This window comes from Streptomyces sp. NPDC060184 (genome assembly GCF_042728795.1).
In the GTDB taxonomy this organism is placed as follows: domain Bacteria; phylum Actinomycetota; class Actinomycetes; order Streptomycetales; family Streptomycetaceae; genus Streptomyces.
Genome location: NZ_JBHWYX010000062.1, coordinates 1 through 21,064, shown reverse-complemented (window position 1 = coordinate 21,064; position 21,064 = coordinate 1). Strand labels below are relative to the sequence as shown.

The following is a 21,064-nucleotide window of genomic DNA, read 5'->3' as shown; positions in this document are numbered from 1 at the left end:
CGGGCGCCGCCGGGGGGCGTTGTCAGTGGCTCCCCTTAGTGTCTGCGGCATGGCGACGCTTCCGAATCCTCTTCCGTCCCTGGCCTCCCACGGGCTGGATCTGCCGTCCGGTTCCCTCGTGGACGCCACCGTCGACGGCCCCTGGCACGAACCCCTGTTCTGGTACGGGAACACGGCGGCGGCCCCAGGTGACTTCGCGGCCCTGCGCGCCACCGGACGGCCGGTCGGACTGCTGCCCGTGCTGATCGACGAGGGCCCGCGCCAGGAGCCGCCGAGCGCCTGGGATCTCGCCCCCGAGCGCGCCTCGTACCCGGGTGACCACGACGCCGAGGAAGTGCTCCTGAGCTACTGGGAGCCGTACGCCGAGGACGAACTCGGAGACGGAGGCGCCGAGTCCGACGGCACGCCCGGGTCCGACTCCATAGCGAGGGCCGACGGCGCGGCCGGCGCCCCGGCCGGGTCCGACGCCCCCGAGTGGCCCGGACTCGCCCCCGTCCCCGCCGTCGGCATCGGTGATCCCGACCGGCTGGCCGCCGAACTCGCGGACGTCATCGGCAGTGCCTACCTCGAAGAGGACGGCACCGGCCTGCGTCCCGCCCTCGTGCCCGCCCGGCGCAGCGCGGACATCCCCGCCGCCATCGGCTGGTCGGGCCCGGTCAACCACGAGAACGACGTCGCCCGCCTCTGCGCGGTGCTCCGCTCCTGGGAGGACCGGTTCGACATCCGGATCGTCATGCTCGGCTTCGACACCCTGACCGTGTCGGTCGGCCGCCCGCCGGCCACCCTCGCCGAGGCCCGGGCGGTCGCGGCCGAGCACTACGCCTTCTGCCCGGACAACATCAACCAGAACCCGCCGTACAACCTCGACGCCTACGCCGAGAAGCACCTGCTGAACCGCGACTGCTGGACCTTCTGGTGGGACTGACCGCCCGCCCCGGCCACCCGGTCCGACCGCACGCTCCGGCCACCCGGTCCGAGCGGCAATCCCGAACGGCCCGGGACCGACCGGCCTGAGACCGGCCACCCCGAACGCGCGGTCCGGCTTCCACGAGGGGAGAAGCCGGACCGCGTCCCACCCGTGGGCCCCTCAGGGCCCCGTCGCGCCTCCGGACCGCACGCCTCACGGCCCCGTCGGCCCGGAAACTGGCCGGATGCGTGGAACTTGGCGTCCGGGGAAACGCATATCCCATGAACCGGACGGAAAAGCTGATCACGGAGTACGGGACGCTGCCCCAGGAGAGCGACCGCAGGCGCGAAATCGTCTACGACCTCGGCGGCATGCTCTCCACCGAGCCGGACCACCCGGGCATCCTGTCGTTCCTCATCGAGGTCGTCGCCGACTACGAGGCGTACGACCTCGCGCGCCTGGAGGCGACGAAGGCGCTGCGGCTGTGGCCCCCGTCCGACCCGGAGACCTGGCGTCTCGCGGGCGCCGTCCTGGTGTCGGCGGTCGAACACCCGGACGAGGACCTGGTCCGTCAGTACGCGGTGATGGCGCTGGGCTCCTACGCCGACGACTCCGTCGTCCACGCGGCCCTGGCCGTCGCCGTGCTGGGCGACCCCGACCCGCTCGTCCGGGACAACGCCCTGGCCGCCCTCAGTGAGGCCGGTCCGAGCGAGGGCCGGGCCGAGGTGCTCCGCCGGCTCTCCGAGGACGCCCACCTCGGCCACGAGGCCGCCCGCATCCTCACGGGGTGGGAGCAGCGAGCGGCCGACTGAGGGCGGCCCCGCACGCGTCGGCCCTCGCCCCGTCCGCGGCGGAACCGTGCGGCACGGTCACGGCCCAGGAGCGTCAGCGGCCGACCGGGGCGGCGCCGGTCGCCGCGAGCGACAGCTCCCACAGCCGTGCGGCGGCATCCGGATCGACGGCGTACCCGCGGACCCCGCCGGCGTCCATGGCGTCGTCCGGGGCCGAGACGTGCGCGACCTCGCAGTCTTCGAGGTAGAGCCCGCCGCGCCCGTCGAGGAGCGGAGAGGTGGCGGCCCACAGGCCGGTGGCGGCGCCCTGGGACGGGGACTTGAAAGTGGCGTCGACGACGTCGCCGTGCTCGTCCACCCATCCGAGGGCGATCTGCTCCTGAAGATCCATCTCCCGCTGCAGCCCTGTGATGATCTTGCCCGGGTGGACGGCGAACGCCCGGACACCGTCCTTGCGCCCGAGGGTGTCGAGGTGCACCGCGCACAGGGCGTTGGCGGTCTTGGACTGGCCGTAGGCCAGCCACTTGTCGTAGCCGGTGCGGAAGTGCGGGTCGTCCCGGCGGACGTCGCTCAGGGTGTGCCCGGCGGAACTGAAGAGGACGACCCGCGCGCCACCGGCCCCGGCCAGGAGCGGGTAGAGCTCGCAGGCGAGGGTGAAGTGCCCGAAGTGGTTGGCGGCCAGCTGGCTCTCCCAGCCGGGCCCGACCCGCCTTTCCGGGGTGGCCATGACACCGGCCACCCCCATCAGGAGGTCGAGCCGGGTGACGGACGCGCTGATGTGCCTGGCGGCCTCCCGCACGCTGTCGAGGTCCGCCAGGTCCATGGGGACGACCTCGTGCCCCTTCACGTCGGCGAGGGCGGCATCGGCGGCTTCGGGTCGGCGGGCGGGGACGATCACCCGGGCCCCCGCTGCTGCCAGGGCCCGGGTGGTCTCCAGGCCGAGCCCGGAGTAGCCCCCGGTCACGACGGCGGTCTTCCCGGAGAGGTCGGTCCCGGCCAGGACGTCCTCGGCGGTGCTGGCGGCGGAGAAGGGCGAGCCGAGCGGCTGCTGTTCGCTGGTGGTCATGTAAAGGACGCTACGAGTTGGAGCGCGCTCCAGGTCAAGCCCGGCCGTCAACCCGCGACGAACGGCGCGTATCCGACCGGGACCTCACTCGCCCGGAGGTCGGAGCCGGTGCGGCGGCAGCCGCGGAGGTGTCCGCACGGCCACACCTCCGCCCCCGGACTCGGCCCCCGGGACTCCGGGTTCTACGCCGAACGCCCGCCCAGCCGCTGCGCGACCTCCGTCGCCCAGTACGTCAGGATCATCGACGCGCCCGCGCGCCGGATGCCCGTCAGGCTCTCCAGGATCGCCGCGTCCCGGTCGATCCAGCCCTTCTCCGCGGCGGCCTCGATCATCGCGTACTCGCCGCTGATCTGGTACGCCGCGACCGGCACGTTCACGGAGTCGGCGACCTTGGCGAGGATGTCGAGGTAGGGTCCGGCCGGCTTGACCATCACCATGTCGGCGCCCTCCTCCAGGTCGAGCGCCAGCTCGCGCAGGGACTCGCGGATGTTCGCCGGGTCCTGCTGGTACGTCTTGCGGTCGCCCCGGAGCGAGGAGCCGACGGCCTCGCGGAACGGGCCGTAGAAGGCGGAGGAGTACTTCGCGGTGTAGGCGAGGATCGACACGTCCTCGTACCCGGTCTGGTCCAGGGCGTCCCGGATCACGCCGATCTGGCCGTCCATCATGCCGCTCGGGCCGACCGTGTGGGCGCCCGCGTCGGCCTGGACCTGGGCCATCTCGGCGTACCGCTCCAGGGTGGCGTCGTTGTCGACGCGGCCGTCCTCGGTCAGCACACCGCAGTGGCCGTGGTCGGTGTACTCGTCCAGGCAGAGGTCCGACATCACGACGAGGTCGTCGCCGACCTCCGCGCGCACCGCGCGCAGGCCCTGCTGGAGGATGCCGTCCGGGTCCGTCCCCGCCGTGCCCCGGGCGTCCTTCTTCTCGTCGGCCGGCACGCCGAAGAGCATGATCCCGGAGACCCCGGCCTCCACCGCGTCCACGGCGGCCTTCCGCAGGCTGTCCAGGGTGTGCTGCCGCACGCCCGGCATCGCCGAGATCTCGACCGGCGCGTCGATGCCCTCGCGGACGAACGCGGGCAGGATCAGGTTGGCGGGGTGGAGGCGGGTCTCGGCGACCATCCGTCGCATCGTCGGGGTCGTCCGCAGCCGCCGGGGGCGGGAGCCGGGGAAGTTTCCGTACGCAGTCATCCTTTGACCATAGACCCGCCCACATCGGTCACTTGCCGACACCCCCGCCGGTAAAACCGGGCTCCCGGCAGGCCCCGCGCACCGGCCACGCGAAAGGCCCGGCAGCCCCCGAGGGGAGCCGCCGGGCCCGTACGCCCACGCCGACCGGTCAGGTCGTCGTACGCCTGCGTCGCGCGCCGGGGCGCCGCTCGCTCGGGCGGGTCACCGGGTCGCCGGCCTCCTTGGCCGCGTCCCGGCGCCGCGCGCCGAACTCCGCCAGCGCCTCCGCCAGCTTGTGCACCGAGGGTTCCGGCGCGAGGACGTCGACCCGCAGGCCGTGCTCCTCGGCGGTCTTCGCGGTGGCCGGGCCGATGCAGGCGATGACCGTCACGTTGTGCGGCTTGCCCGCGATGCCGACCAGGTTGCGGACGGTCGAGGACGAGGTGAAGAGCACCGCGTCGAAGCCGCCGCCCTTGATCGCCTCCCGGGTGTCCGCCGGGGGCGGCGAGGCGCGGACCGTCCGGTACGCGGTCACGTCGTCGACCTCCCAGCCCAGGTCGATCAGGCCCGCCACCAGGGTCTCGGTGGCGATGTCGGCGCGCGGCAGGAAGACGCGGTCGATCGGGTCGAAGACCGGGTCGTACGGCGGCCAGTCCTCCAGGAGCCCCGCGGCGGACTGCTCGCCCGACGGCACCAGGTCCGGCTTCACACCGAAGTCGACCAGGGCGGCGGCGGTCTGCTCGCCGACGGCCGCGACCTTGATCCCGGCGAAGGCGCGGGCGTCGAGCCCGTACTCCTCGAACTTCTCCCGTACGGCCTTCACGGCGTTCACCGAGGTGAACGCGATCCACTCGTACCGGCCGGTGACCAGGCCCTTGACCGCGCGCTCCATCTGCTGCGGCGTACGCGGCGGCTCGACGGCGATCGTCGGCACCTCGTGCGGCACGGCGCCGTAGGAACGCAGCTGGTCGGAGAGGGAAGCGGCCTGCTCCTTCGTCCGCGGGACGAGTACCTTCCAGCCGAAGAGCTGCTTGGACTCGAACCAGGCGAGCTGGTCGCGCTGGGCGGTGGAGGTGCGGTCCCCGACCACGGCTATGACCGGCTGGTGCCCGTCCGGCGACGGGAGCACCTTCGTCTGCTTGAAGAGCTGCGCGATGGTGCCCAGCGTCGCCGTCCACGTCCGCTGGCGGGTGGTGGTGCCCGCGACGGTGACGGTCAGCGGGGTGTCGGGCTTGCGGCCCGCCGAGACGAGCTCGCCCGCCGCCGCCGCGACGGAGTCCAGCGTGGTCGAGACGACGGCGGTCGCGTCGCTCGCGCCGACCTCGCTCCAGCAGCGGTCGGTCGCGGTACGGGCGTCCACGAACCGCACGTCCGTACCCTGCGCGTCGCGCAGCGGCACACCGGCGTACGCGGGCACGCCGACGGCGTTGGCGACACCCGGGACGACCTCGAACGGCACCCCGGCGGCGGCGCACGCGAGCATCTCCGCCCCCGCGCCACCGTCCAGGCCCGGGTCGCCCGCGACAGCACGGACGACCCGCCTGCCGCCCTTCGCGGCCTCCATGACAATATTGGCGGCGTCCCTGAGTACAGGCACACCGGCGGCTGTTGACGTGATGTCAACAACGGTCAGCTCAGGGGTGCTCACGCCTGCCCGCGCATGTGTGCGCACGACGTCGAGCACCTCGGGCTCTGCGACAAGAACGTCGGCGCTCGCGAGCGCCTCGACGGCGCGCAGCGTCAGCAGACCCGGGTCGCCGGGACCGGCGCCGAGGAAAGTGACGTGTCCCTGCGCGGACAGCAGCGGAAAGTCGGACACGGCGGGGCCGGTGGGGCTCAAAGTGCTCGCTCCCCCATAAGACCGGCCGCACCCTTGGCGAGCATCTCCGACGCGAGTTCGCGTCCGAGGGCCGCCGCGTCGTCCTGCGACGTGGGAACGGGACCGGTGGTGGACAGCTGCACCAGCGAGGAACCGTCGACGGAACCGACGACACCGCGCAGGCGCAGTTCGTTGACAGCCTGACCGTCGACCAGGAGGTCGGCCAGCGCACCCACGGGTGCGGAGCAGCCGGCCTCCAGGGCGGCGAGCAGGGAACGCTCGGCGGTGACCGCGACCCGGGTGTACGGGTCGTCGAGCTCCGCGAGCGCGGCGGCGAGATCGGTGCTCGTTGCCGCGCACTCGATCGCCAGTGCTCCCTGACCGGGAGCGGGCAGGACGGTGTCCGGCGACAGGAAGTCGGTCACCTCGTCCGTCCGGCCGAGACGGCTGAGACCGGCCGCGGCGAGAACCACCGCGTCCAGCTCCCCGTTCCGTACAAATCCGATGCGCGTATCCACGTTGCCGCGGATCGGCACGGTCGTTATGGAGAGGCCGTGCGACCTGGCGTACGCGTTCAGCTGGGCCATGCGGCGCGGCGAACCGGTACCGACACGGGCACCGGCCGGCAGCTCCTCGAAGGTCAGCCCGTCGCGTGCCACCAGCACGTCGCGCGGGTCCTCGCGGAGCGGCACGGCGGCCAGCACCAGGCCCTCGGGCTGCGCGGTCGGCAGGTCCTTGAGGCTGTGGACCGCGAAGTCCACCTCGCCCCGCAGCAGCGCCTCGCGCAGCGCGGCGACGAACACGCCGGTGCCGCCGATCTGCGCCAGGTCCTCGCGCGAGACGTCGCCGTACGTGGTGATCTCGACGAGCTCGACGGCGCGCCCGGTCACCTCGCCGACCGCCTCGGCGACCAGGCCCGACTGGGCCATGGCGAGTTTGCTGCGCCGGGTGCCGAGCCGCAGCGGCGTGTTGTTGGCCCCACCCTGGGGTGAGCTGTCGGTCATGACCGCCCTCTATTCGGGTCGTTCAGGTCTGCCCGGGAGACGGCGGCCACCGTCTGCGGGTCGAGGTCGAAGAGTTCTCGCAGCGCGTCCGCGTACCCGGCGCCGCCGGGCTCGCTCGCCAGCTGCTTGACCCGCACGGTCGGCGCGTGCAGGAGCTTGTCGACGACACGGCGCACGGTCTGCGTGATCTCCGCGCGCTGCTTCTCGTCGAGGTCGGGCAGCCGTCCGTCGAGCCGGGCGATCTCGCCGGCCACCACGTCGGCGGCCATCGTGCGCAGGGCGACGACGGTCGGGGTGATGTGCGCGGCGCGCTGGGCGGCGCCGAAGGCGGCCACCTCGTCGGAGACGATGCCCCGCACCCGGTCGACGTCGGCGGCCATCGGGGCGTCCGCGGACGCCTCGGCGAGCGATTCGATGTCGACGAGGCGCACGCCGTCGATGCGGTGCGCGGCGCCGTCCACGTCCCGCGGCATCGCGAGGTCGAGGACCGCGAGCCGCACGGGTCCCTTGTTCTGCGCGGGGACGGTGACGCGGCGCGGCGCGGCGGGGGTGCCGTACGGGGCCGGGGAGCCGTCCTCGGAGCCGTTCTCCACCCAGGCGGCGTGCTGGTCCAGCGCGTCCACGGGCGTACCGGCCGCGGCCTTCGGAGCCGTCGCGGTCACGGCCTCGTACTCCGCGCCGACGGCCCTGGCGATCGCCTCGGCGGTCAGCACCAGTCCGGTCGAACCGGTACAGGACACCACGATGTCGGCACGTGTCAGTTCCTCGCCGACGGCGGCCATCTCCACCGCGCGGGCGCGCAGTCCGGGCCCCGTCGCCTGGCCGAGGATCTCCACCAGGCGGTCGGCACGGGCCCGGGTCCGGTTGGCGACGACGATCTCGCCGACGCCGGTACGGGCCAGGGTCGCGGCGGCCAGCGAGGACATCGAACCGGCCCCGATGACCAGGGCGCGCTTGCCCCGGGCCCAGGCGTCGACGTCCTGACCGGCGGCGAGCTGCTCCAGGCCGAAGGTGACCAGCGACTGTCCGGCGCGGTCGATCCCGGTCTCGCTGTGGGCGCGCTTGCCGACCCGCAGGGCCTGCTGGAACAGGTCGTTCAGCAGCCGGCCCGCCGTGTGGAGCTCCTGCCCCAGGGCGAGCGCGTCCTTGATCTGGCCGAGGATCTGGCCCTCGCCCACGACCATCGAGTCCAGCCCGCAGGCCACCGACAGCAGGTGGTGGACGGCGCGGTCCTCGTAGTGCACGTAGAGATGGGGGGTGAGCTCGTCCAGCCCGACCTGGCTGTGCCGCGCGAGCAGCGTCGACAGTTCGGCGACGCCCGCGTGGAACTTGTCCACGTCGGCGTAGAGCTCGATGCGGTTGCAGGTGGCCAGCACGGTGGCCTCGGCCGCGGGTTCCGCGGCGAGGGTGTCCTGCAACAGCTTGACCTGGGCGTCCTGGGCGAGCGAGGCCCGCTCCAGTACGGAGACGGGGGCGCTGCGGTGACTCAGTCCGACGACGAGAAGGCTCATGCCGGCATCACGGCGGGCATGTCCCCGTCGGGTCCCTTCCGGTTCACGGGGGTCGCACGCATCGGCGGCGCGGCCTCGTCGGCCTCGTCGGCGGTGCCGTCCTCGCCGGCCTTGCGCTGCTCGTGGAACGCGAGGATCTGGAGCTCGATGGAGAGGTCGACCTTGCGCACGTCGACGCCCTCGGGAACGGAGAGGACGGTCGGCGCGAAGTTGAGGATCGAGGTGACACCGGCCGCCACGAGGCGGTCGCAGACCTGCTGGGCGGCGCCGGGCGGGGTGGTGATCACGCCGATGGACACACCGTTGTCGGTGAGGATGCGGTCCATGTCGTCGGTGTGCTGGACGGGAATCCCGGCGACCGGCGTACCGGCCATCGCGGGGTCGGCGTCGATCAGCGCGGCGACCCGGAAGCCGCGGGAGGCGAACCCGCCGTAGTTGGCGAGGGCGGCGCCGAGGTTTCCGATGCCGACGATGGCGACCGGCCAGTCCTGGGTGAGACCGAGCTCGCGGGAGATCTGGTAGACGAGGTACTCGACGTCGTACCCGACGCCCCGGGTGCCGTAGGACCCCAGGTAGCTGAAGTCCTTGCGGAGCTTCGCGGAATTGACCCCCGCGGCCGTGGCGAGTTCCTCGGAGGAGACCGTCGGAACGGAACGCTCGGACAGCGCGGTGAGTGCGCGCAGATACAGGGGGAGTCGGGCGACAGTGGCCTCGGGAATTCCTCGGCTTCGGGTCGCCGGTCGGTGAGTTCGGCCAGTTGCCACGGTGCTCCTGCGGGATGAGCGGGGCTGTAGGCGGCCGTATGTCCCAAGACCGCCCCGTCGAATGCAGGCTATGTCTTTGTGAACACGTGCACAAAGATTGTGTCCGTTTTGTCCGGTCAAAGTGACCGGGGTCACGCGAATTCGCCGCCCGATCCCGGAACCACGGATCGCATCAACCCGTTGCGGGTTCGAAGGGGGCAAAACCGAACACACTCCTCATGACCAAGCCCCCGAGACCACTCAAAACGCCCATGATGGTACGCGAAAATCGTTGACTCAGGCACCCAGTGCCGCGTCGGCGGCCGATCGGCGCAGCGATCAGGCACCCAGTGCCGTACGCAGGCGCTTCGGGTCGACGCGCCAGAAGGTGTGCTGCTCCCCGTCGATCAGCACCACCGGGATCTGCTCCCAGTACCGCGCGTACAACGCCTCGTCCCGCGTGATGTCCTTCTCCTCCAGCGCCGCGCCCGTCTCCGCGCACACCGCGTCCACCACCGCCCTGGCGTCCTCGCAGAGGTGACAGCCGGGCTTCCCGAGGAGCGTGACGACCCGGTCGGAGGGCTTCTTCTTCGTACGACGCAGCAGGGCACTCATGCCCCCATTCTCCGCCCGCCGCGCCCCGCGACGACACCACCGCGCACCGTTTTCCGCACCGCCGGGGCACGGGCCCGGCGGCGCGCGAACGCCCCCGCGGCGCGGGCGCCGAGCGGCGCGGCGCGGCCGGACGCCCCGCCCCGCACCTGTGCGTCACGGCCGGGCCCCGGAGAGTTCACGTCCACGGAACCCGACAGGACAAGAAGTCCCTGGCGAAGTGGTTATGCTCGCCGCATGGCCTCTCTTGGATGGCTCACACCTCGCAGGCGCCCCGCGACCGCACGGAGCGTGCTGGCGGGTGAGGCGGCGGCCGAGGCCGCCCGCAAGGCGACGCTGGACGGGGACGGCGACACCCTCCTCGAAACGGACCGGGGCGCGCCCGAGGAACCGGCATTCCCGGTGGCGGGCGACGACCGCGCCGCCGCCTTCTTCGACCTCGACAACACCGTGATGCAGGGCGCCGCGCTCTTCCACTTCGGGCGGGGCCTCTACAAGCGGAAGTTCTTCCAGCGCCGCGAACTGACCCGGTTCGCCTGGCAGCAGGCGTGGTTCCGGCTGGCCGGCGTGGAAGACCCGGAACACATGCAGGACGCCCGCGACAGCGCGCTCTCCATCGTCAAGGGACACCGCGTCTCCGAGCTGATGTCCATCGGCGAGGAGATCTACGACGAGTACATGGCCGACCGCATCTGGCCCGGCACCCGCGCCCTCGCCCAAGCCCACCTCGACGCGGGCCAGAAGGTCTGGCTGGTCACCGCCGCCCCGGTGGAGACCGCCACGATCATCGCCCGCCGGCTCGGCCTCACCGGCGCGCTCGGCACGGTCGCCGAGTCCGTCGACGGCGTCTACACCGGCCGCCTGGTCGGCGAACCGCTGCACGGCCCCGCGAAGGCCGAGGCGGTCCGCGCCCTGGCGGCGGGCGAGGGCCTGGACCTGCGGCGCTGCGCCGCGTACAGCGACTCGCACAACGACATCCCGATGCTCTCGCTGGTCGGCCACCCCTACGCCATCAACCCCGACGCCAAGCTCCGCAAGCACGCCCGCGCCCACGACTGGCGGCTGCGCGACTACCGCACCGGCCGCAAGGCCGCCCAGGTCGCGCTTCCGGCCGCCGCCGGGGTCGGCGCGCTGGCCGGCGGCACGGTCGCCGCCGTCGCCCTGCACCGCCGCCGCCGCTGACCCACCGCCGCTGACGGACCCGCCGCCGCGGGCGGGTCCGCCCGGCCCGGCCGTCCCGGCCGACCGCACCGCCCGTGCCCGCCCGCCGTTCGCCCGCCGAACGCCCGGTGCGCGCGGGCGTTCGCGTGCCCGCGCGTCCGTGCCGGGGGGGACGCCCCTCGGCGTTCTCGTGCCCGCGTCCGTACAGAAGCGCGACGCCCGCGCGCACCTCCGTGGGCGGCGATCGGGAACAGCCCTCGGGGCGGACATCTGTGCGCCTGGGCGGCCCCCTCCGAACACTCCGCCCGCGCGCCCTTGTGCGCCCCGCACTCCCCCTCGACGCGGACGCGACCGGGCAGGGCCACGCCCGGGACCGCCCGGGAGCGCGGCTCCGGGCGGGAAGTCGCCAGAGCCCCCGCGCCGCCCGGCCCGCGACGGCCCGGCGGACGGTGACCGACCACAACCGGTACCGCGCAGGGACAGATCGCGAAGCAATTCGATCAATAACCGGTCACCATCCGCGATCGCAATAGTCACCGAGCGGTATGAGAACTGACGCAACCGGTGATTTTAGCAACTCGGTGTAGTGCCGCCTGTACGAAGCGTTATTCTCCTCAAACGCATGATGGAGCCCGCCACCCCCTACAAAAGGTGACGGCTTTCGAACTGCTCGTGATGGAAGCTCTGCCTCTGGGAGTCCCGTGTACCCACACGTCGGGGTTGACGCCTCGGGCCTGGCTACGCTGCGTGCAACGGTCCTCGACCGCTTGCGCGGCTTCGTCCCCACCGCGTACGCCGTACCCGCGCTCGCCACCTCTGCACCCGCACCTGCCGGTCCTTGCTATGCCCTGGCGGAACGCGGTGCGGTGGTCGGAAGACGCGGCAACCGTGCCGCCTCGGCCTCGTCCTCCGCCTCGCCGTCGGCGGCATCCGCGTCGGCCTCCACCGTGCGCCGCCCGACCGCCGACAGCGACAGCGCGCGCATGATGGACCTCGTCGAGCGCGCACAGGCCGGTGAGGCCGACGCCTTCGGCCGCCTCTACGACCAGTACAGCGACACCGTGTACCGGTACATCTACTACCGCGTGGGCGGCAAGGCCACGGCGGAGGACCTCACCAGCGAGACCTTCCTCCGCGCGCTGCGCCGCATCTCCACCTTCACCTGGCAGGGCCGCGACTTCGGCGCCTGGCTGGTCACCATCGCGCGCAACCTCGTCGCCGACCACTTCAAGTCCAGCCGCTTCCGGCTGGAGGTGACCACCGGCGAGATGCTCGACGCCAACGAGGTCGAGCGGTCCCCCGAGGACTCCGTGCTGGAGTCCCTCTCCAACGCCGCCCTGCTCCAAGCCGTGCGGCGCCTCAACCCGCAGCAGCAGGAGTGCGTCACGCTCCGGTTCCTGCAGGGGCTCTCGGTCGCCGAGACGGCGCGCGTGATGGGCAAGAACGAGGGCGCGATCAAGACCCTCCAGTACCGGGCCGTGCGCACGCTCGCCCGCCTCCTGCCGGACGACGCCCGCTGACGCGGCCCGCCGCCGACCGGCCCCGGCAGGGGGCGGTTCCGCCGTCCGGCCTGTCACGTGCATGACGCACTGGTCCGATCATCTTTCGTCCGTAACCCAAGTGCCGCGCCGCTCGTTGTGCCGGATGCAGGCCCCCTGTAGCTACACCTCGACCGGCGTCACTCACTCCATCGAGTGGCATCAACTCCGGGTGTACAACCTTCCGGACCCTCAGGGGAGTCGACCGTCATGACGAGAGGAGGTGCCGCCAGTGATCGCAAACGTTTCGGCACACCGGCGGGCGAACGCCTTCGCCCAGGCCCTGGAGGAACAGTCCCCCCAGGGTGCGGCGGCCGTACAGCCCGAGGAACCGGCCGAACAGGCCGACCACGGAGCACTGTTGGCCCTGGCGAACGGCCTCGGTGAACTGCCGTCGCCGCAGTTCGATCCCGAAGTCAAAGTGGTGCAGCGAGCCCAGCTCGTCGCCGCCATGGAGGCGATGTTTGCCGAGGTCGCCGACGCCGGTGCGTCCACGGGCCCTACGCTGCCCGAGCAGCGCCCCAGGGGAGCCCACCGGGCCTCCCCGCTCCGCAAGCTCCGCCCCCGCTCCCGCTGGGCGAAGGGCCTCACCGCCGGCGGGCTGACCGTGGGTGTCGCGGCGGGCGCGTTCGGCGGCGTGGCCGCCGCCAGCTCCGACGCCCTCCCCGGTGACTCGCTGTACGGCCTCAAGCGGGGCATGGAGGACATCCAGCGCTCCATGGCCGACAGCGACACCGACCGCGGCGAGGCCTTCCTCGACCAGGCCTCGACCCGGCTCAGCGAGGCGCGCCGCCTGATGGAGCGCGGGCGTTCCGGCCACCTCGACCACGAGTCGCTGGGCGAGATCCGGCGCGCCCTCAGCGGGATGTCGCACGACGCCTCCGAGGGACACCGGCTGCTCCACGCCGCGTACGAACGCGAGGGCACCCTCGGGCCCATCCAGACCCTGGACTCGTTCTCCCGTTCGCACCGCGACACCTGGAGCAGTCTGCGGGACAGGCTGCCCGTCCAGCTCGCCGACGTCGGGAACAAGGTGAGCTCGGTGCTGGCGGCCATAGACGAAGAGGTCGCGCCGCTGGAGTCGCTGCTGCCGCGCACGTCGGACAAGAGCGTCGGCGGCGCCTCGGAGCGGTCCGGGGTGCCCCGGCGTGACGGAGGCTCCTCGCGGACCGCTCCCTCCACCGCGCCCTCGTCGGCACCCTCCTCCGCGTCCTCGGCCGAGGACGGCTCCCCCGCGCCCTCGGGTTCGGCGTCGCCGGAGTCGTCGGAGGGCCTTCTCGGCGGCGGCACGAGCGGCCTGCTGGACGGCCTGCCCACGGACGACGCCGGTACGCCGTCGAGCTCGGACGGCTCCGCCGGATCGGCGGGTCCCGACAGCTCCATCACGCCGGACGTCACCCTTCCGCCGCTGCTGCCCGGCCTCCTCCCCGGCCTGGGCATCAGCGCGGAGGACGCGGACGGGTAGCGCCGCCGTCCGGCGTACGGGGCGGGCATCCGGATCGACACCGGACGCCCGCCCCTTCGGGCTGTGTGCGGTCACACCCGGGTACGGCCCACGAGAACAGCGGCTCACGAGAACAGCGGCTCAGAGGCAGCGGCTCAGAAGAACACCGAGCGGCGCTGCACCAGCAGCTTGTAGAGGGTGTGCTGGATCTGCTCGCGCACCTGGTCGGTGAGGTTGAACATCAGCATCGGGTCCTCCGCCGCCTCCGGCGGGTAGCCGTCGGTCGGGATGGGCTCGCCGAACTGGATGGTCCACTTCGTCGGCAGCGGCACCATGCCGAGCGGGCCGAGCCAGGGGAAGGTCGGGGTGACCGGGAAGTAAGGGAAGCCCAGCAGCCGGGCGACGGTCTTCGCGTTCCCGAGCATGGGGTAGATCTCCTCGGCGCCGACGATCGAGCACGGCACGATCGGGACCCCGGCGCGCAGCGCGGTGGAGACGAACCCGCCCCGGCCGAAGCGCTGGAGCTTGTACCGGTCGCCGAAGGGTTTGCCGAGTCCCTTGAAGCCCTCCGGCATCACCCCGACGATCTCGCCGAGTTCCAGGAGCCGCTGGGCGTCCTCCGCGCAGGCCAGGGTGTGCCCGGCCTTCCGGGCGAGTTCGTTGACGACCGGCAGCCGGAAGACGAGGTCGGCGGCGAGCAGCCGCAGGTGGCGTTCGGCCGGGTGGTGGTCGTGCACGGCGACCTGGAGCATCAGCCCGTCGAGCGGCAGGGTCCCGGAGTGGTTGGCGACGACGAGCGCTCCGCCGTCGGCCGGGATGTTCTCGATCCCCTTCACCTCGACGCGGAAGTACTTGTCCGCGAGGGGCCGCAGCAGCGACATCAGGACCTGGTCGGTCAGCTCCTCGTCGTAGCCGAACTCGTCCACCTCGTAATCACCGGTCACCCGCCGCCGCAGGAAGGCCAGTCCGCCCGCGATCCGACGGTCCCAGTCGCCGCGCGCCGTGCTCCCGCGCGTCTCCCGCTCCTCCTGCGCCGCCGCCCCCGCCGTCCCCTCCTCGGGGCGGTGCGCGTCCTGGGGCTGCTCGGTGCCCGCGCGCCCCTGTCCGGGCACCTGGGCGCCCGGCAGGGCGCTCACGGGCGCCGCGGTCCCCTCGATGCGCCCGGAGGCCGAGGGGGCGCCGGAGCCGGTACGGCGGCGCGCGGAGCGTGACCCGCCCGCGCCCGGGGACCGGGACCGGTCGTCGTCGAACGGAATGACCTTGGCGTCCGCCATCGTCGATGCGCTCCTCTACCTGGCGCCGTGCGTCGTCTGCGTCTGCGTCGTCCGGGCCGCCGTCGGGACGGCCGGCCGGCTCCGGCGTGCCGGGCCCGCGAGCGGCAGCGCCGCGAGGCGGTCGACCGCGCGGCCCACCGTCTCCGGCGGCAGCAGCCCGGGGCCGCGGCTGCGGGCGTACTCCGCGAAGGTCTCCGCCGTGGTGAAGCGGGGGCGGAAGCCCAGCGTCTCGTACATCTGCGTGGTGGAGACCACCCTGCCGTGGGTGAGCAGCCGGATCTGCTCCGGCGAGAAGTCCGTCATGCCGACCGCGCGGAGCGCCGAGCCGACCCAGGTGACGGCCGGCAGCAGCACCGGGACCGTCGGCCGCCCGAGGCGCCGCGCGCACTGCGAGAGCAGCAGCACCCCGTCGCCCGCGATGTTGAAGGTGCCGCTGTTGAGGGTTCCGCGCCGGGGTTCGCCCGCCGCGATGCCCAGGACGTCGACGACGTCGTCCTCGTGGACGAACTGGAGCCGGGGGTCGTACCCGAGGACGGTCGGCAGCACGGGCAGCGCGAGGTAGTCCGCGAGCGGCGAGTCCGGCATCGGGCCGAGGATGTTGGCGAAGCGCAGCACGCAGACCGCGACGTCCGGGCGGCGCCGGGCGAAGCCGCGTACGTACCCCTCGACCTCGACCGCGTCCTTGGCGAAGCCTCCGCTCGCCAGCGACTTCGGCGGGGTCGTCTCGGTGAAGACGGCCGGGTCGCGCGGGGCGGAGCCGTAGACGCTGGTGCTGGACTTCACCACCAGGCGCTGGACGGTGGGCGACTTCTGGCAGGCACCGAGCAGCTGCATGGTGCCGATGACGTTGGTTTCCTTGATCACCGTCCGGCCGGTCGCGCCGAGCGCCTTGCCGGAGACGTTCAGGTGGACCACCGTGTCCACGGAGTGTTCCGCGAGCACCCGCGCGATGGCGGGCTGCCGGATGTCGGCGCGTACGAACACCGCGTCGCCGAGGCGGTGCTCGGGCTCCGTGGCGTCGACGGCGATCACCCGGTCCACACCGGGCTCGCGCTGGACGCGCCGCACGAAGCGGCCTCCCAGCTGCCGGGCCGCTCCTGTGACGAGCACGACCTTCCCCAAGATCAGCGCCTTCCGTCGGTCCGTGAGGCGGGACGCCCGCGGAAAAGGGCCGTCCTCTGCCGGTCACCGTAGCGGGTGGATGTTTCCCTGCGGGTTCCCCGGAGCGGGGTTTGACGAACTCGTCGCGCCCGGGACCGGAAACGGCACCGGAAAAGCCGCACCGTCCGGCCCCCGGCGGAAACCGGGCCGGAAAAGACCGCAGCCCCTCCGCCATGACGGCGGAGGGGCTGCGGAGGCACGAACTGCGTTCGCTTACTTCTTGTTGCGACGCTGAACGCGCGTGCGCTTGAGCAGCTTGCGGTGCTTCTTCTTGGCCATCCGCTTGCGCCGCTTCTTGATAACAGAGCCCACGACTACCCTCGCTCACTTCTCATCCTGGTGCGGGGCGTCTGGGCCCACACGACCTACGTCGGCCTAGCCTACCCGCCACTTGGTGAGGGACGTAATCCGAGGGAAAGACGTCAGGCGGACTCGACCCCCACAAAGGATTCGCGGAGGTACTCGTGAACCGCTTGCTCGGGCACCCGGAACGACCTGCCCACCCGGATCGCCGGCAGATGACCGCTGTGCACCAAGCGGTACACGGTCATCTTCGACACTCTCATGACCGAGGCGACTTCCGCCACGGTCAGAAACTTGACCTCGTTCAGAGGTCTCTCGCTGCCAGCAGCCATGACCCACCTGTACCTTCCGCAGGCGACGCGCACCGGCTTCCCCTCCGGTGACTCTTCGTCGTTGTGCGCTCACTGCCCAGATTAGGGGCGGGTGATGCGAGTGGGGAAGAGGTGAGGCGATCGGGCGCCTACTGTGACAGACGGGCCCGATTGAGCACATAGCGCGTCAGCGGGAGGTAGTGCTCCGCCGCCACGGCGTCGTCCACGGGTACGGCGACCGAGACCCGGCCCTCCGCCTCGCCGACGAAGAGCGCCGGGTCGTTCACGTCGGCCGGCCCCATCGCCTCGATACCCAGCTGACCTGCGCCGCAGGCCCATCCGTGGTCGCCGATCACCAGGTCCGGCAGCCCGCCCGCATCCTGTGCCGCGCTCTCCAGGGCGGCTCGCACGGGCAGCGGGGAGTGGGTGTGCGCCCCGGGTCCGCCGGGTCCGCCGCACGCGCCGGGTTCCCGCACGAACGCGACGCCGCGTACGTAATCGAGCCGGTGCGGACGTACGCCGAATCGAGTCGTTATGTCGACACTGCGGCCCCGTGCGGGGGTGAGGACCCTACAGCCGGCCGCCGACAGAGCGTCTGCCAGCCCGGCGTAGAACCCGGTCAGACGCTCCGGGTGCCCCGTGCCGAACAGGACGGAACCCCGCCGCGCGGCCACCTCGGCGAGCCGCTCGGCGAACGCGTCCAGCCCGGCGAGAGTGCGCTCCGGATCGATGGTGTCGGCCCCCGACACCTGCCGAGGATCGCCCGAGACCCCGCACCGCTCGGCCATCAGCCCCAGCACCTCCCGCTCGCCCCAGACCCCCTCGGGGCGGACGCCCAGGGTCACCCGGGGATCCTGGGCCGCGAACAGCCGATAGCTGCGCAGACTGTTCTCGCGCGAGGTGGCGACGGGCCCCGCCAAGCGGGCCGCCAGCAGATGGGCGCGCAGCGCCCCGGTGCTCAACACCCGCGCCATGCTGCCGTACCGGCCCCGGGCGCGTGCCAAAACCCCGCGACCGCCGCACCGTTGGCGTAACACCCGGACCGCATCCCGTTTCCGACACACCGTCACCTACGGTGCGGTACGGCCCTGTTCAGGCGAGCAGGCCACGCAGCGGGTACGCGGCACGACGTGTCGCCAGCACCGCCTGGTCCAGCCGGTCCACCGGGTCGTAACCGGACTCCCAGGGCTGCCAGCGGGGGGTGCGGCCGTCCGTCATCCGCTCCGGCCCCGGCTGCCCGGTGCGCGCGTGGACCTCCTCCCGCCAGGACGCCGGGATCACCGACTCCGGATCCACCGGCCGGTGCGCGGCGATCCCCACCAGGTGGGTCCAGGAGCGCGGCACCACGTCGACGACGGCGTACCCGCCGCCGCCCAGCGCCACCCAGCGCCCGTCCTCGGCGTGCGCGTGCGCGAGTTCGTGGCAGGCCTCCATGACGGCCCGCTGGGCGTCCAGCGTGACCGCCAGGTGGGCAAGGGGGTCCTCGAAGTGGGTGTCCGTCCCGTGCTGGCTCACCAGCACCTGGGGCCGGAAGTCCTCGATCAGCTCCGGCACCACGGCATGGAAGGCCCGCAGCCACCCCGCGTCGCCCGTCCCTGCGGGCAGCGCCACGTTGACCGCCCCGCCCTCACCGGCCGCGCCACCGGTCTCCTGCGGGAAGCCGCTGTGCGGGAAGAGGGTGCGCGGGTGCTCGTGCAGCGACACCGTCAGCACCCGGGGGTCGTCCCAGAACGCCGCCTGGACCCCGTCGCCGTGGTGCACGTCCACGTCCACGTAGGCGACGCGCTCGGCGCCGAGCTCCAGCAGCCGGGCGATGGCGAGCGCCGGGTCGTTGTAGACGCAGAACCCTGCGGCGGCCCCCGGCATCGCGTGGTGCAGCCCGCCGGTGAAGTTGACCGCGTGCGCGGTCTCCCCCCGCCACACGGCCTCGGCGGCCCCCACGGAGAGCCCGGCGATGAGCGCGGAGACCTCGTGCATCCCCGCGAAGGCGGGGTCGTCGATGGTCCCGAGCCCGTAGTTCCGGTCGGCGCCGGCGGGATCCGCCGAGGCGGCCCGTACCGCCGCCACGTAGTCCGCCCGGTGCACGAGCCGCAGCGTGGAGTCCCCCGCGGCCCTGGCCGACCGCACGTCCACGGCCCCGTCCAGTCCGAACGCCCGCACCAGCCCCATCGTCAGGGCCAGACGGACCGGGTCCATCGGATGGCTGTGCCCGAAGTCGTATCCCGTTACCGCGTCATCCCACATCAACCGTGCGCGCCCGCTCATGCCCGCCACCGTATCGGGCCCCGCCCCCGCCGAACGACCGGGCGTACACGAGCGTCACCAGCACCAGGACCATCGGAACCACCATCGCCCCGCGGTAGTTCCACGCGTCGCCGAGCGCCCCCACGAGCGGCGAACCGACCAGGAAACCGACGTAGTTGAAGATGTTCAGCCGGGCGACCGCGACATCGCTCGCGCCGGGGAACAGCCGCCCCGCCGCCGCGAAGGTCTGCGGCACGATCACACAGAGCCCGAACCCCAGCAGGGTGAACCCCGCCATCCCGGTCCACGGGTCCGGCGCCACCGCCACCACCCCGAACCCGACGGCCGCCACCACCGAACCCGCCCGCACCACGGCCGCCGCCCCGGCCCGCCGCACCCCGAAGTCTCCGACGGCCCGACCCAGCAGCGTCGTCACCATGTAGACGTTGTACGGGACCGTCGACAGCTGCTCCGAACTCCCCAGCACGTCCTGGAGGTACTTGGCACTCCAGTTGGAGACCGTCGAGTCACCTATGTACGCGAAGCACATCACCAGGCAGAGCGGCAGCAGCAGCCGGAACGGCACGGAGACCCCCGCGGCCCCGTCCTTCTCCGTCTCTCCCGTCCCCGTGTCTCCCGTCCCCGCGGCAAGGCCCTGCGCGTACCACCGGCTGCCGATCAGCGCGGCCGGCAGCAGGACGACGACAGCCGGGAGGTACGAGACGAGGAGCGAGAGGTCCCAGTGCGCCCCGGCCCAGGAGAGCGAGGCCCCGACGATCCCGCCGAGGCTGAACACCGCGTGGAAGCCGAGCATGATGCTGCGGCCGTAGGCCCGCTGGAGGCTCACGCCCATCATGTTCATGGAGGCGTCGAGCGCCCCCACGGAGAGCCCGAAGAGAGCGAGCGCGACGGCCACGTGCCACACCGCGTCGCCCGCACCGACCCCGAGCAGGGCCAGCATGACCAGGGGCTGCGCCCAGCGCAGGACGGTCCCGGGCCGCACCCGCGCGACCACCTTCTCGGTGACCACGCTGCCGACCCCGGCGAGGATCGGCACGGCGGCCAGGAAGACGGGCAGCAGCCCGTCGGATATCCCGTACTGGTCCTGGATGGCGGGGATACGCGTCACCAGCAGTGCGAAGGTCACCCCTTGCACGAAGAAGCTGAACGCCAACGAACCCCTGCCGTACCGCAACCGCGCTTCTGTCATGGCGGGAGCGTAGGGCCAGGATCTACCCGTGGGTAGACGGATCAGGCGAGCAATCCAGGGAGTTGGGCCATGTCGGAGAAGTGCCCGGTCACTCCGGTGAGCCGGTCCGCGGGCATCATCGAGGTGAATCCGTAGACGTCCATGCCCGCCGCCCTGGCCGCTTCGACGCCGAGCGGGCTGTCCTCGATCACGACGCACCGCTCGGGGGAGACGCCCATCGAGCGTGCCGCGTGGAGGAACAGGTCGGGCGCCGGCTTGCCGCGGCCGACGTCCTCCGCGCTGTAAATCCACTCCTCCTCGAACCACTGGTCCAGCCCGGTCTTGTGGAGGCTGACCCGAATCCGCTCGTGGCTGCTGGAGGAGGCGACGCAGTAGTCCACCCCGTCAGCGACGAGCGCACCCAGCACGTCCTCGACTCCGGGGACGACGACGAGTTCTTCCTGGAAGGCCGCGAACAGCCTGGCGTTGAGCGTCGTCTCGAAGTCGTCGGGCAATTTCCCGCCCGTCCGCTCCAGGACCAGATCGTGCACCCGGTGCACGGCGGACCCCATGTAGTCGCGGAGGGAATCCTCGTACGTCGTGGGGTGACCGAGCTCGGTCAGGTACGCGGCGAGGATCGTGTTGGAGATCGGCTCGCTGTCGACGAGCACGCCGTCGTTGTCGAAGATGACCAGTTCGTAGCGCATGGTTCGAGCCTAGACGCTCAGAACGCAGAAAACCCCCGTGCCACAAGGCACGGGGGTCTCCCGGAAAAATTGTTCGGCGGCGTCCTACTCTCCCACAGGGTCCCCCCTGCAGT

20 protein-coding genes are annotated in these 21,064 nt (G+C 72.4%); 5 read left to right on the top strand and 15 right to left on the bottom strand.

The features are described 5' to 3' along the window. Positions 1-49 precede the first annotated feature (49 nt). A complete protein-coding gene (locus tag ACFWEE_RS29820) occupies positions 50-925 on the top strand; it encodes a DUF4253 domain-containing protein (RefSeq protein ID WP_386893823.1) in 876 nt (291 codons plus the stop codon). A gap of 263 nt (positions 926-1,188) precedes the next feature. Beyond that, positions 1,189-1,719, top strand: a complete 531-nt coding sequence (locus tag ACFWEE_RS29815; RefSeq protein WP_386893821.1) for a HEAT repeat domain-containing protein — start codon at positions 1,189-1,191, stop codon at positions 1,717-1,719. Positions 1,720-1,792: 73 nt separating this feature from the next. Here ACFWEE_RS29815 and ACFWEE_RS29810 read toward each other — a convergent pair whose 3' ends face one another. The 7 genes from ACFWEE_RS29810 to ACFWEE_RS29780 form a co-directional block, all read right to left on the bottom strand. Continuing rightward, entirely contained in the window at positions 1,793-2,764 is a 972-nt protein-coding gene (locus ACFWEE_RS29810; RefSeq protein ID WP_386893819.1) for an SDR family NAD(P)-dependent oxidoreductase, read from the bottom strand. A gap of 182 nt (positions 2,765-2,946) precedes the next feature. Beyond that, the gene (hemB, locus tag ACFWEE_RS29805) at positions 2,947-3,951 is read right to left on the bottom strand and encodes a porphobilinogen synthase (RefSeq protein ID WP_386893817.1); all 1,005 of its coding nucleotides are present in this window, start codon (positions 3,949-3,951) and stop codon (positions 2,947-2,949) included. A gap of 148 nt (positions 3,952-4,099) precedes the next feature. Next, on the bottom strand, positions 4,100-5,770 hold the full coding sequence (locus ACFWEE_RS29800) for a uroporphyrinogen-III synthase (RefSeq protein WP_386893815.1): 1,671 nt from the start codon (positions 5,768-5,770) through the stop codon (positions 4,100-4,102). Next, the gene (gene hemC / locus ACFWEE_RS29795) at positions 5,767-6,753 is read right to left on the bottom strand and encodes a hydroxymethylbilane synthase (protein ID WP_386893813.1); all 987 of its coding nucleotides are present in this window, start codon (positions 6,751-6,753) and stop codon (positions 5,767-5,769) included. The genes ACFWEE_RS29800 and hemC overlap by 4 nt, the downstream gene beginning before the upstream one ends. Continuing rightward, on the bottom strand, positions 6,750-8,264 hold the full coding sequence (locus ACFWEE_RS29790; protein WP_386893811.1) for a glutamyl-tRNA reductase: 1,515 nt from the start codon (positions 8,262-8,264) through the stop codon (positions 6,750-6,752). Before ACFWEE_RS29790 ends, hemC begins: the two co-directional genes overlap by 4 nt. Then, positions 8,261-9,028 carry a redox-sensing transcriptional repressor Rex gene (locus ACFWEE_RS29785; protein ID WP_327177233.1) on the bottom strand — a complete coding sequence of 256 codons (768 nt, stop codon included), beginning with the start codon at positions 9,026-9,028 and terminating at the stop codon, positions 8,261-8,263. Before ACFWEE_RS29785 ends, ACFWEE_RS29790 begins: the two co-directional genes overlap by 4 nt. Before the next feature lie 318 nt (positions 9,029-9,346). Next, complete coding sequence (locus ACFWEE_RS29780; RefSeq protein WP_386893808.1) at positions 9,347-9,622, bottom strand: glutaredoxin family protein; 276 nt, start codon at positions 9,620-9,622, stop codon at positions 9,347-9,349. Between the two features lie 234 nt (positions 9,623-9,856). On the opposite strand from ACFWEE_RS29780, the gene ACFWEE_RS29775 reads away from it, so the two are divergent. From ACFWEE_RS29775 to ACFWEE_RS29765, 3 genes are all read left to right on the top strand, one after another. Then, on the top strand, positions 9,857-10,801 hold the full coding sequence (locus ACFWEE_RS29775) for an HAD family hydrolase (protein WP_386893806.1): 945 nt from the start codon (positions 9,857-9,859) through the stop codon (positions 10,799-10,801). A gap of 680 nt (positions 10,802-11,481) precedes the next feature. Further along, on the top strand, positions 11,482-12,300 hold the full coding sequence (locus ACFWEE_RS29770; protein ID WP_386893804.1) for an ECF subfamily RNA polymerase sigma factor, BldN family: 819 nt from the start codon (positions 11,482-11,484) through the stop codon (positions 12,298-12,300). A 250-nt stretch (positions 12,301-12,550) separates the two neighbouring features. Further along, entirely contained in the window at positions 12,551-13,783 is a 1,233-nt protein-coding gene (locus tag ACFWEE_RS29765) for a DUF5667 domain-containing protein (protein ID WP_386893802.1), read from the top strand. A 134-nt stretch (positions 13,784-13,917) separates the two neighbouring features. Here the strand turns inward: ACFWEE_RS29765 and ACFWEE_RS29760 are convergent, their stop codons facing one another. The 8 genes from ACFWEE_RS29760 to ACFWEE_RS29725 all read right to left on the bottom strand — a co-directional run bounded on the left by ACFWEE_RS29760 (position 13,918) and on the right by ACFWEE_RS29725 (position 20,951). Then, positions 13,918-15,036, bottom strand: coding sequence for a lysophospholipid acyltransferase family protein (locus ACFWEE_RS29760; RefSeq protein WP_386893800.1), 1,119 nt, complete (start codon positions 15,034-15,036; stop codon positions 13,918-13,920). A 15-nt stretch (positions 15,037-15,051) separates the two neighbouring features. Continuing rightward, positions 15,052-16,158 carry an NAD-dependent epimerase/dehydratase family protein gene (locus ACFWEE_RS29755; protein ID WP_386893798.1) on the bottom strand — a complete coding sequence of 369 codons (1,107 nt, stop codon included), beginning with the start codon at positions 16,156-16,158 and terminating at the stop codon, positions 15,052-15,054. Positions 16,159-16,410: 252 nt separating this feature from the next. Beyond that, a complete protein-coding gene (locus ACFWEE_RS29750; RefSeq protein ID WP_003948845.1) occupies positions 16,411-16,509 on the bottom strand; it encodes a 30S ribosomal protein bS22 in 99 nt (32 codons plus the stop codon). A gap of 110 nt (positions 16,510-16,619) precedes the next feature. Next, positions 16,620-16,832 carry a helix-turn-helix domain-containing protein gene (locus ACFWEE_RS29745; protein ID WP_014046653.1) on the bottom strand — a complete coding sequence of 71 codons (213 nt, stop codon included), beginning with the start codon at positions 16,830-16,832 and terminating at the stop codon, positions 16,620-16,622. Positions 16,833-16,960: 128 nt separating this feature from the next. After that, the gene (locus tag ACFWEE_RS29740) at positions 16,961-17,776 is read right to left on the bottom strand and encodes a phosphatase (RefSeq protein WP_386893796.1); all 816 of its coding nucleotides are present in this window, start codon (positions 17,774-17,776) and stop codon (positions 16,961-16,963) included. 127 nt (positions 17,777-17,903) lie between these two features. Further along, positions 17,904-19,076 carry an acetoin utilization protein AcuC gene (locus ACFWEE_RS29735; RefSeq protein ID WP_386893794.1) on the bottom strand — a complete coding sequence of 391 codons (1,173 nt, stop codon included), beginning with the start codon at positions 19,074-19,076 and terminating at the stop codon, positions 17,904-17,906. Further along, positions 19,045-20,265, bottom strand: coding sequence for an MFS transporter (locus ACFWEE_RS29730; protein WP_386893792.1), 1,221 nt, complete (start codon positions 20,263-20,265; stop codon positions 19,045-19,047). Before ACFWEE_RS29730 ends, ACFWEE_RS29735 begins: the two co-directional genes overlap by 32 nt. Before the next feature lie 41 nt (positions 20,266-20,306). Beyond that, positions 20,307-20,951: an HAD family hydrolase gene (locus ACFWEE_RS29725; RefSeq protein ID WP_386893790.1), complete on the bottom strand. Its 645-nt coding sequence runs from the start codon at positions 20,949-20,951 to the stop codon at positions 20,307-20,309. Positions 20,952-21,064 lie beyond the last annotated feature (113 nt).

What these genes read in the sequence shown, in the direction of transcription:
- ACFWEE_RS29820 (WP_386893823.1), top strand. Translation starts at nt 50, where the DNA reads ATGGCGACGCTTCCGAATCCTCTTCCGTCCCTGGCCTCCCACGGGCTG.
- ACFWEE_RS29815 (WP_386893821.1), top strand. Translation starts at nt 1,189, where the DNA reads ATGAACCGGACGGAAAAGCTGATCACGGAGTACGGGACGCTGCCCCAG.
- ACFWEE_RS29810 (WP_386893819.1), bottom strand. Translation starts at nt 2,764, where the DNA reads ATGACCACCAGCGAACAGCAGCCGCTCGGCTCGCCCTTCTCCGCCGCC.
- hemB (WP_386893817.1), bottom strand. Translation starts at nt 3,951, where the DNA reads ATGACTGCGTACGGAAACTTCCCCGGCTCCCGCCCCCGGCGGCTGCGG.
- hemC (WP_386893813.1), bottom strand. Translation starts at nt 6,753, where the DNA reads ATGACCGACAGCTCACCCCAGGGTGGGGCCAACAACACGCCGCTGCGG.
- ACFWEE_RS29790 (WP_386893811.1), bottom strand. Translation starts at nt 8,264, where the DNA reads ATGAGCCTTCTCGTCGTCGGACTGAGTCACCGCAGCGCCCCCGTCTCC.
- ACFWEE_RS29780 (WP_386893808.1), bottom strand. Translation starts at nt 9,622, where the DNA reads ATGAGTGCCCTGCTGCGTCGTACGAAGAAGAAGCCCTCCGACCGGGTC.
- ACFWEE_RS29775 (WP_386893806.1), top strand. Translation starts at nt 9,857, where the DNA reads ATGGCCTCTCTTGGATGGCTCACACCTCGCAGGCGCCCCGCGACCGCA.
- ACFWEE_RS29760 (WP_386893800.1), bottom strand. Translation starts at nt 15,036, where the DNA reads ATGGCGGACGCCAAGGTCATTCCGTTCGACGACGACCGGTCCCGGTCC.
- ACFWEE_RS29745 (WP_014046653.1), bottom strand. Translation starts at nt 16,832, where the DNA reads ATGGCTGCTGGCAGCGAGAGACCTCTGAACGAGGTCAAGTTTCTGACC.
- ACFWEE_RS29735 (WP_386893794.1), bottom strand. Translation starts at nt 19,076, where the DNA reads ATGAGCGGGCGCGCACGGTTGATGTGGGATGACGCGGTAACGGGATAC.
- ACFWEE_RS29730 (WP_386893792.1), bottom strand. Translation starts at nt 20,265, where the DNA reads ATGACAGAAGCGCGGTTGCGGTACGGCAGGGGTTCGTTGGCGTTCAGC.
- ACFWEE_RS29725 (WP_386893790.1), bottom strand. Translation starts at nt 20,951, where the DNA reads ATGCGCTACGAACTGGTCATCTTCGACAACGACGGCGTGCTCGTCGAC.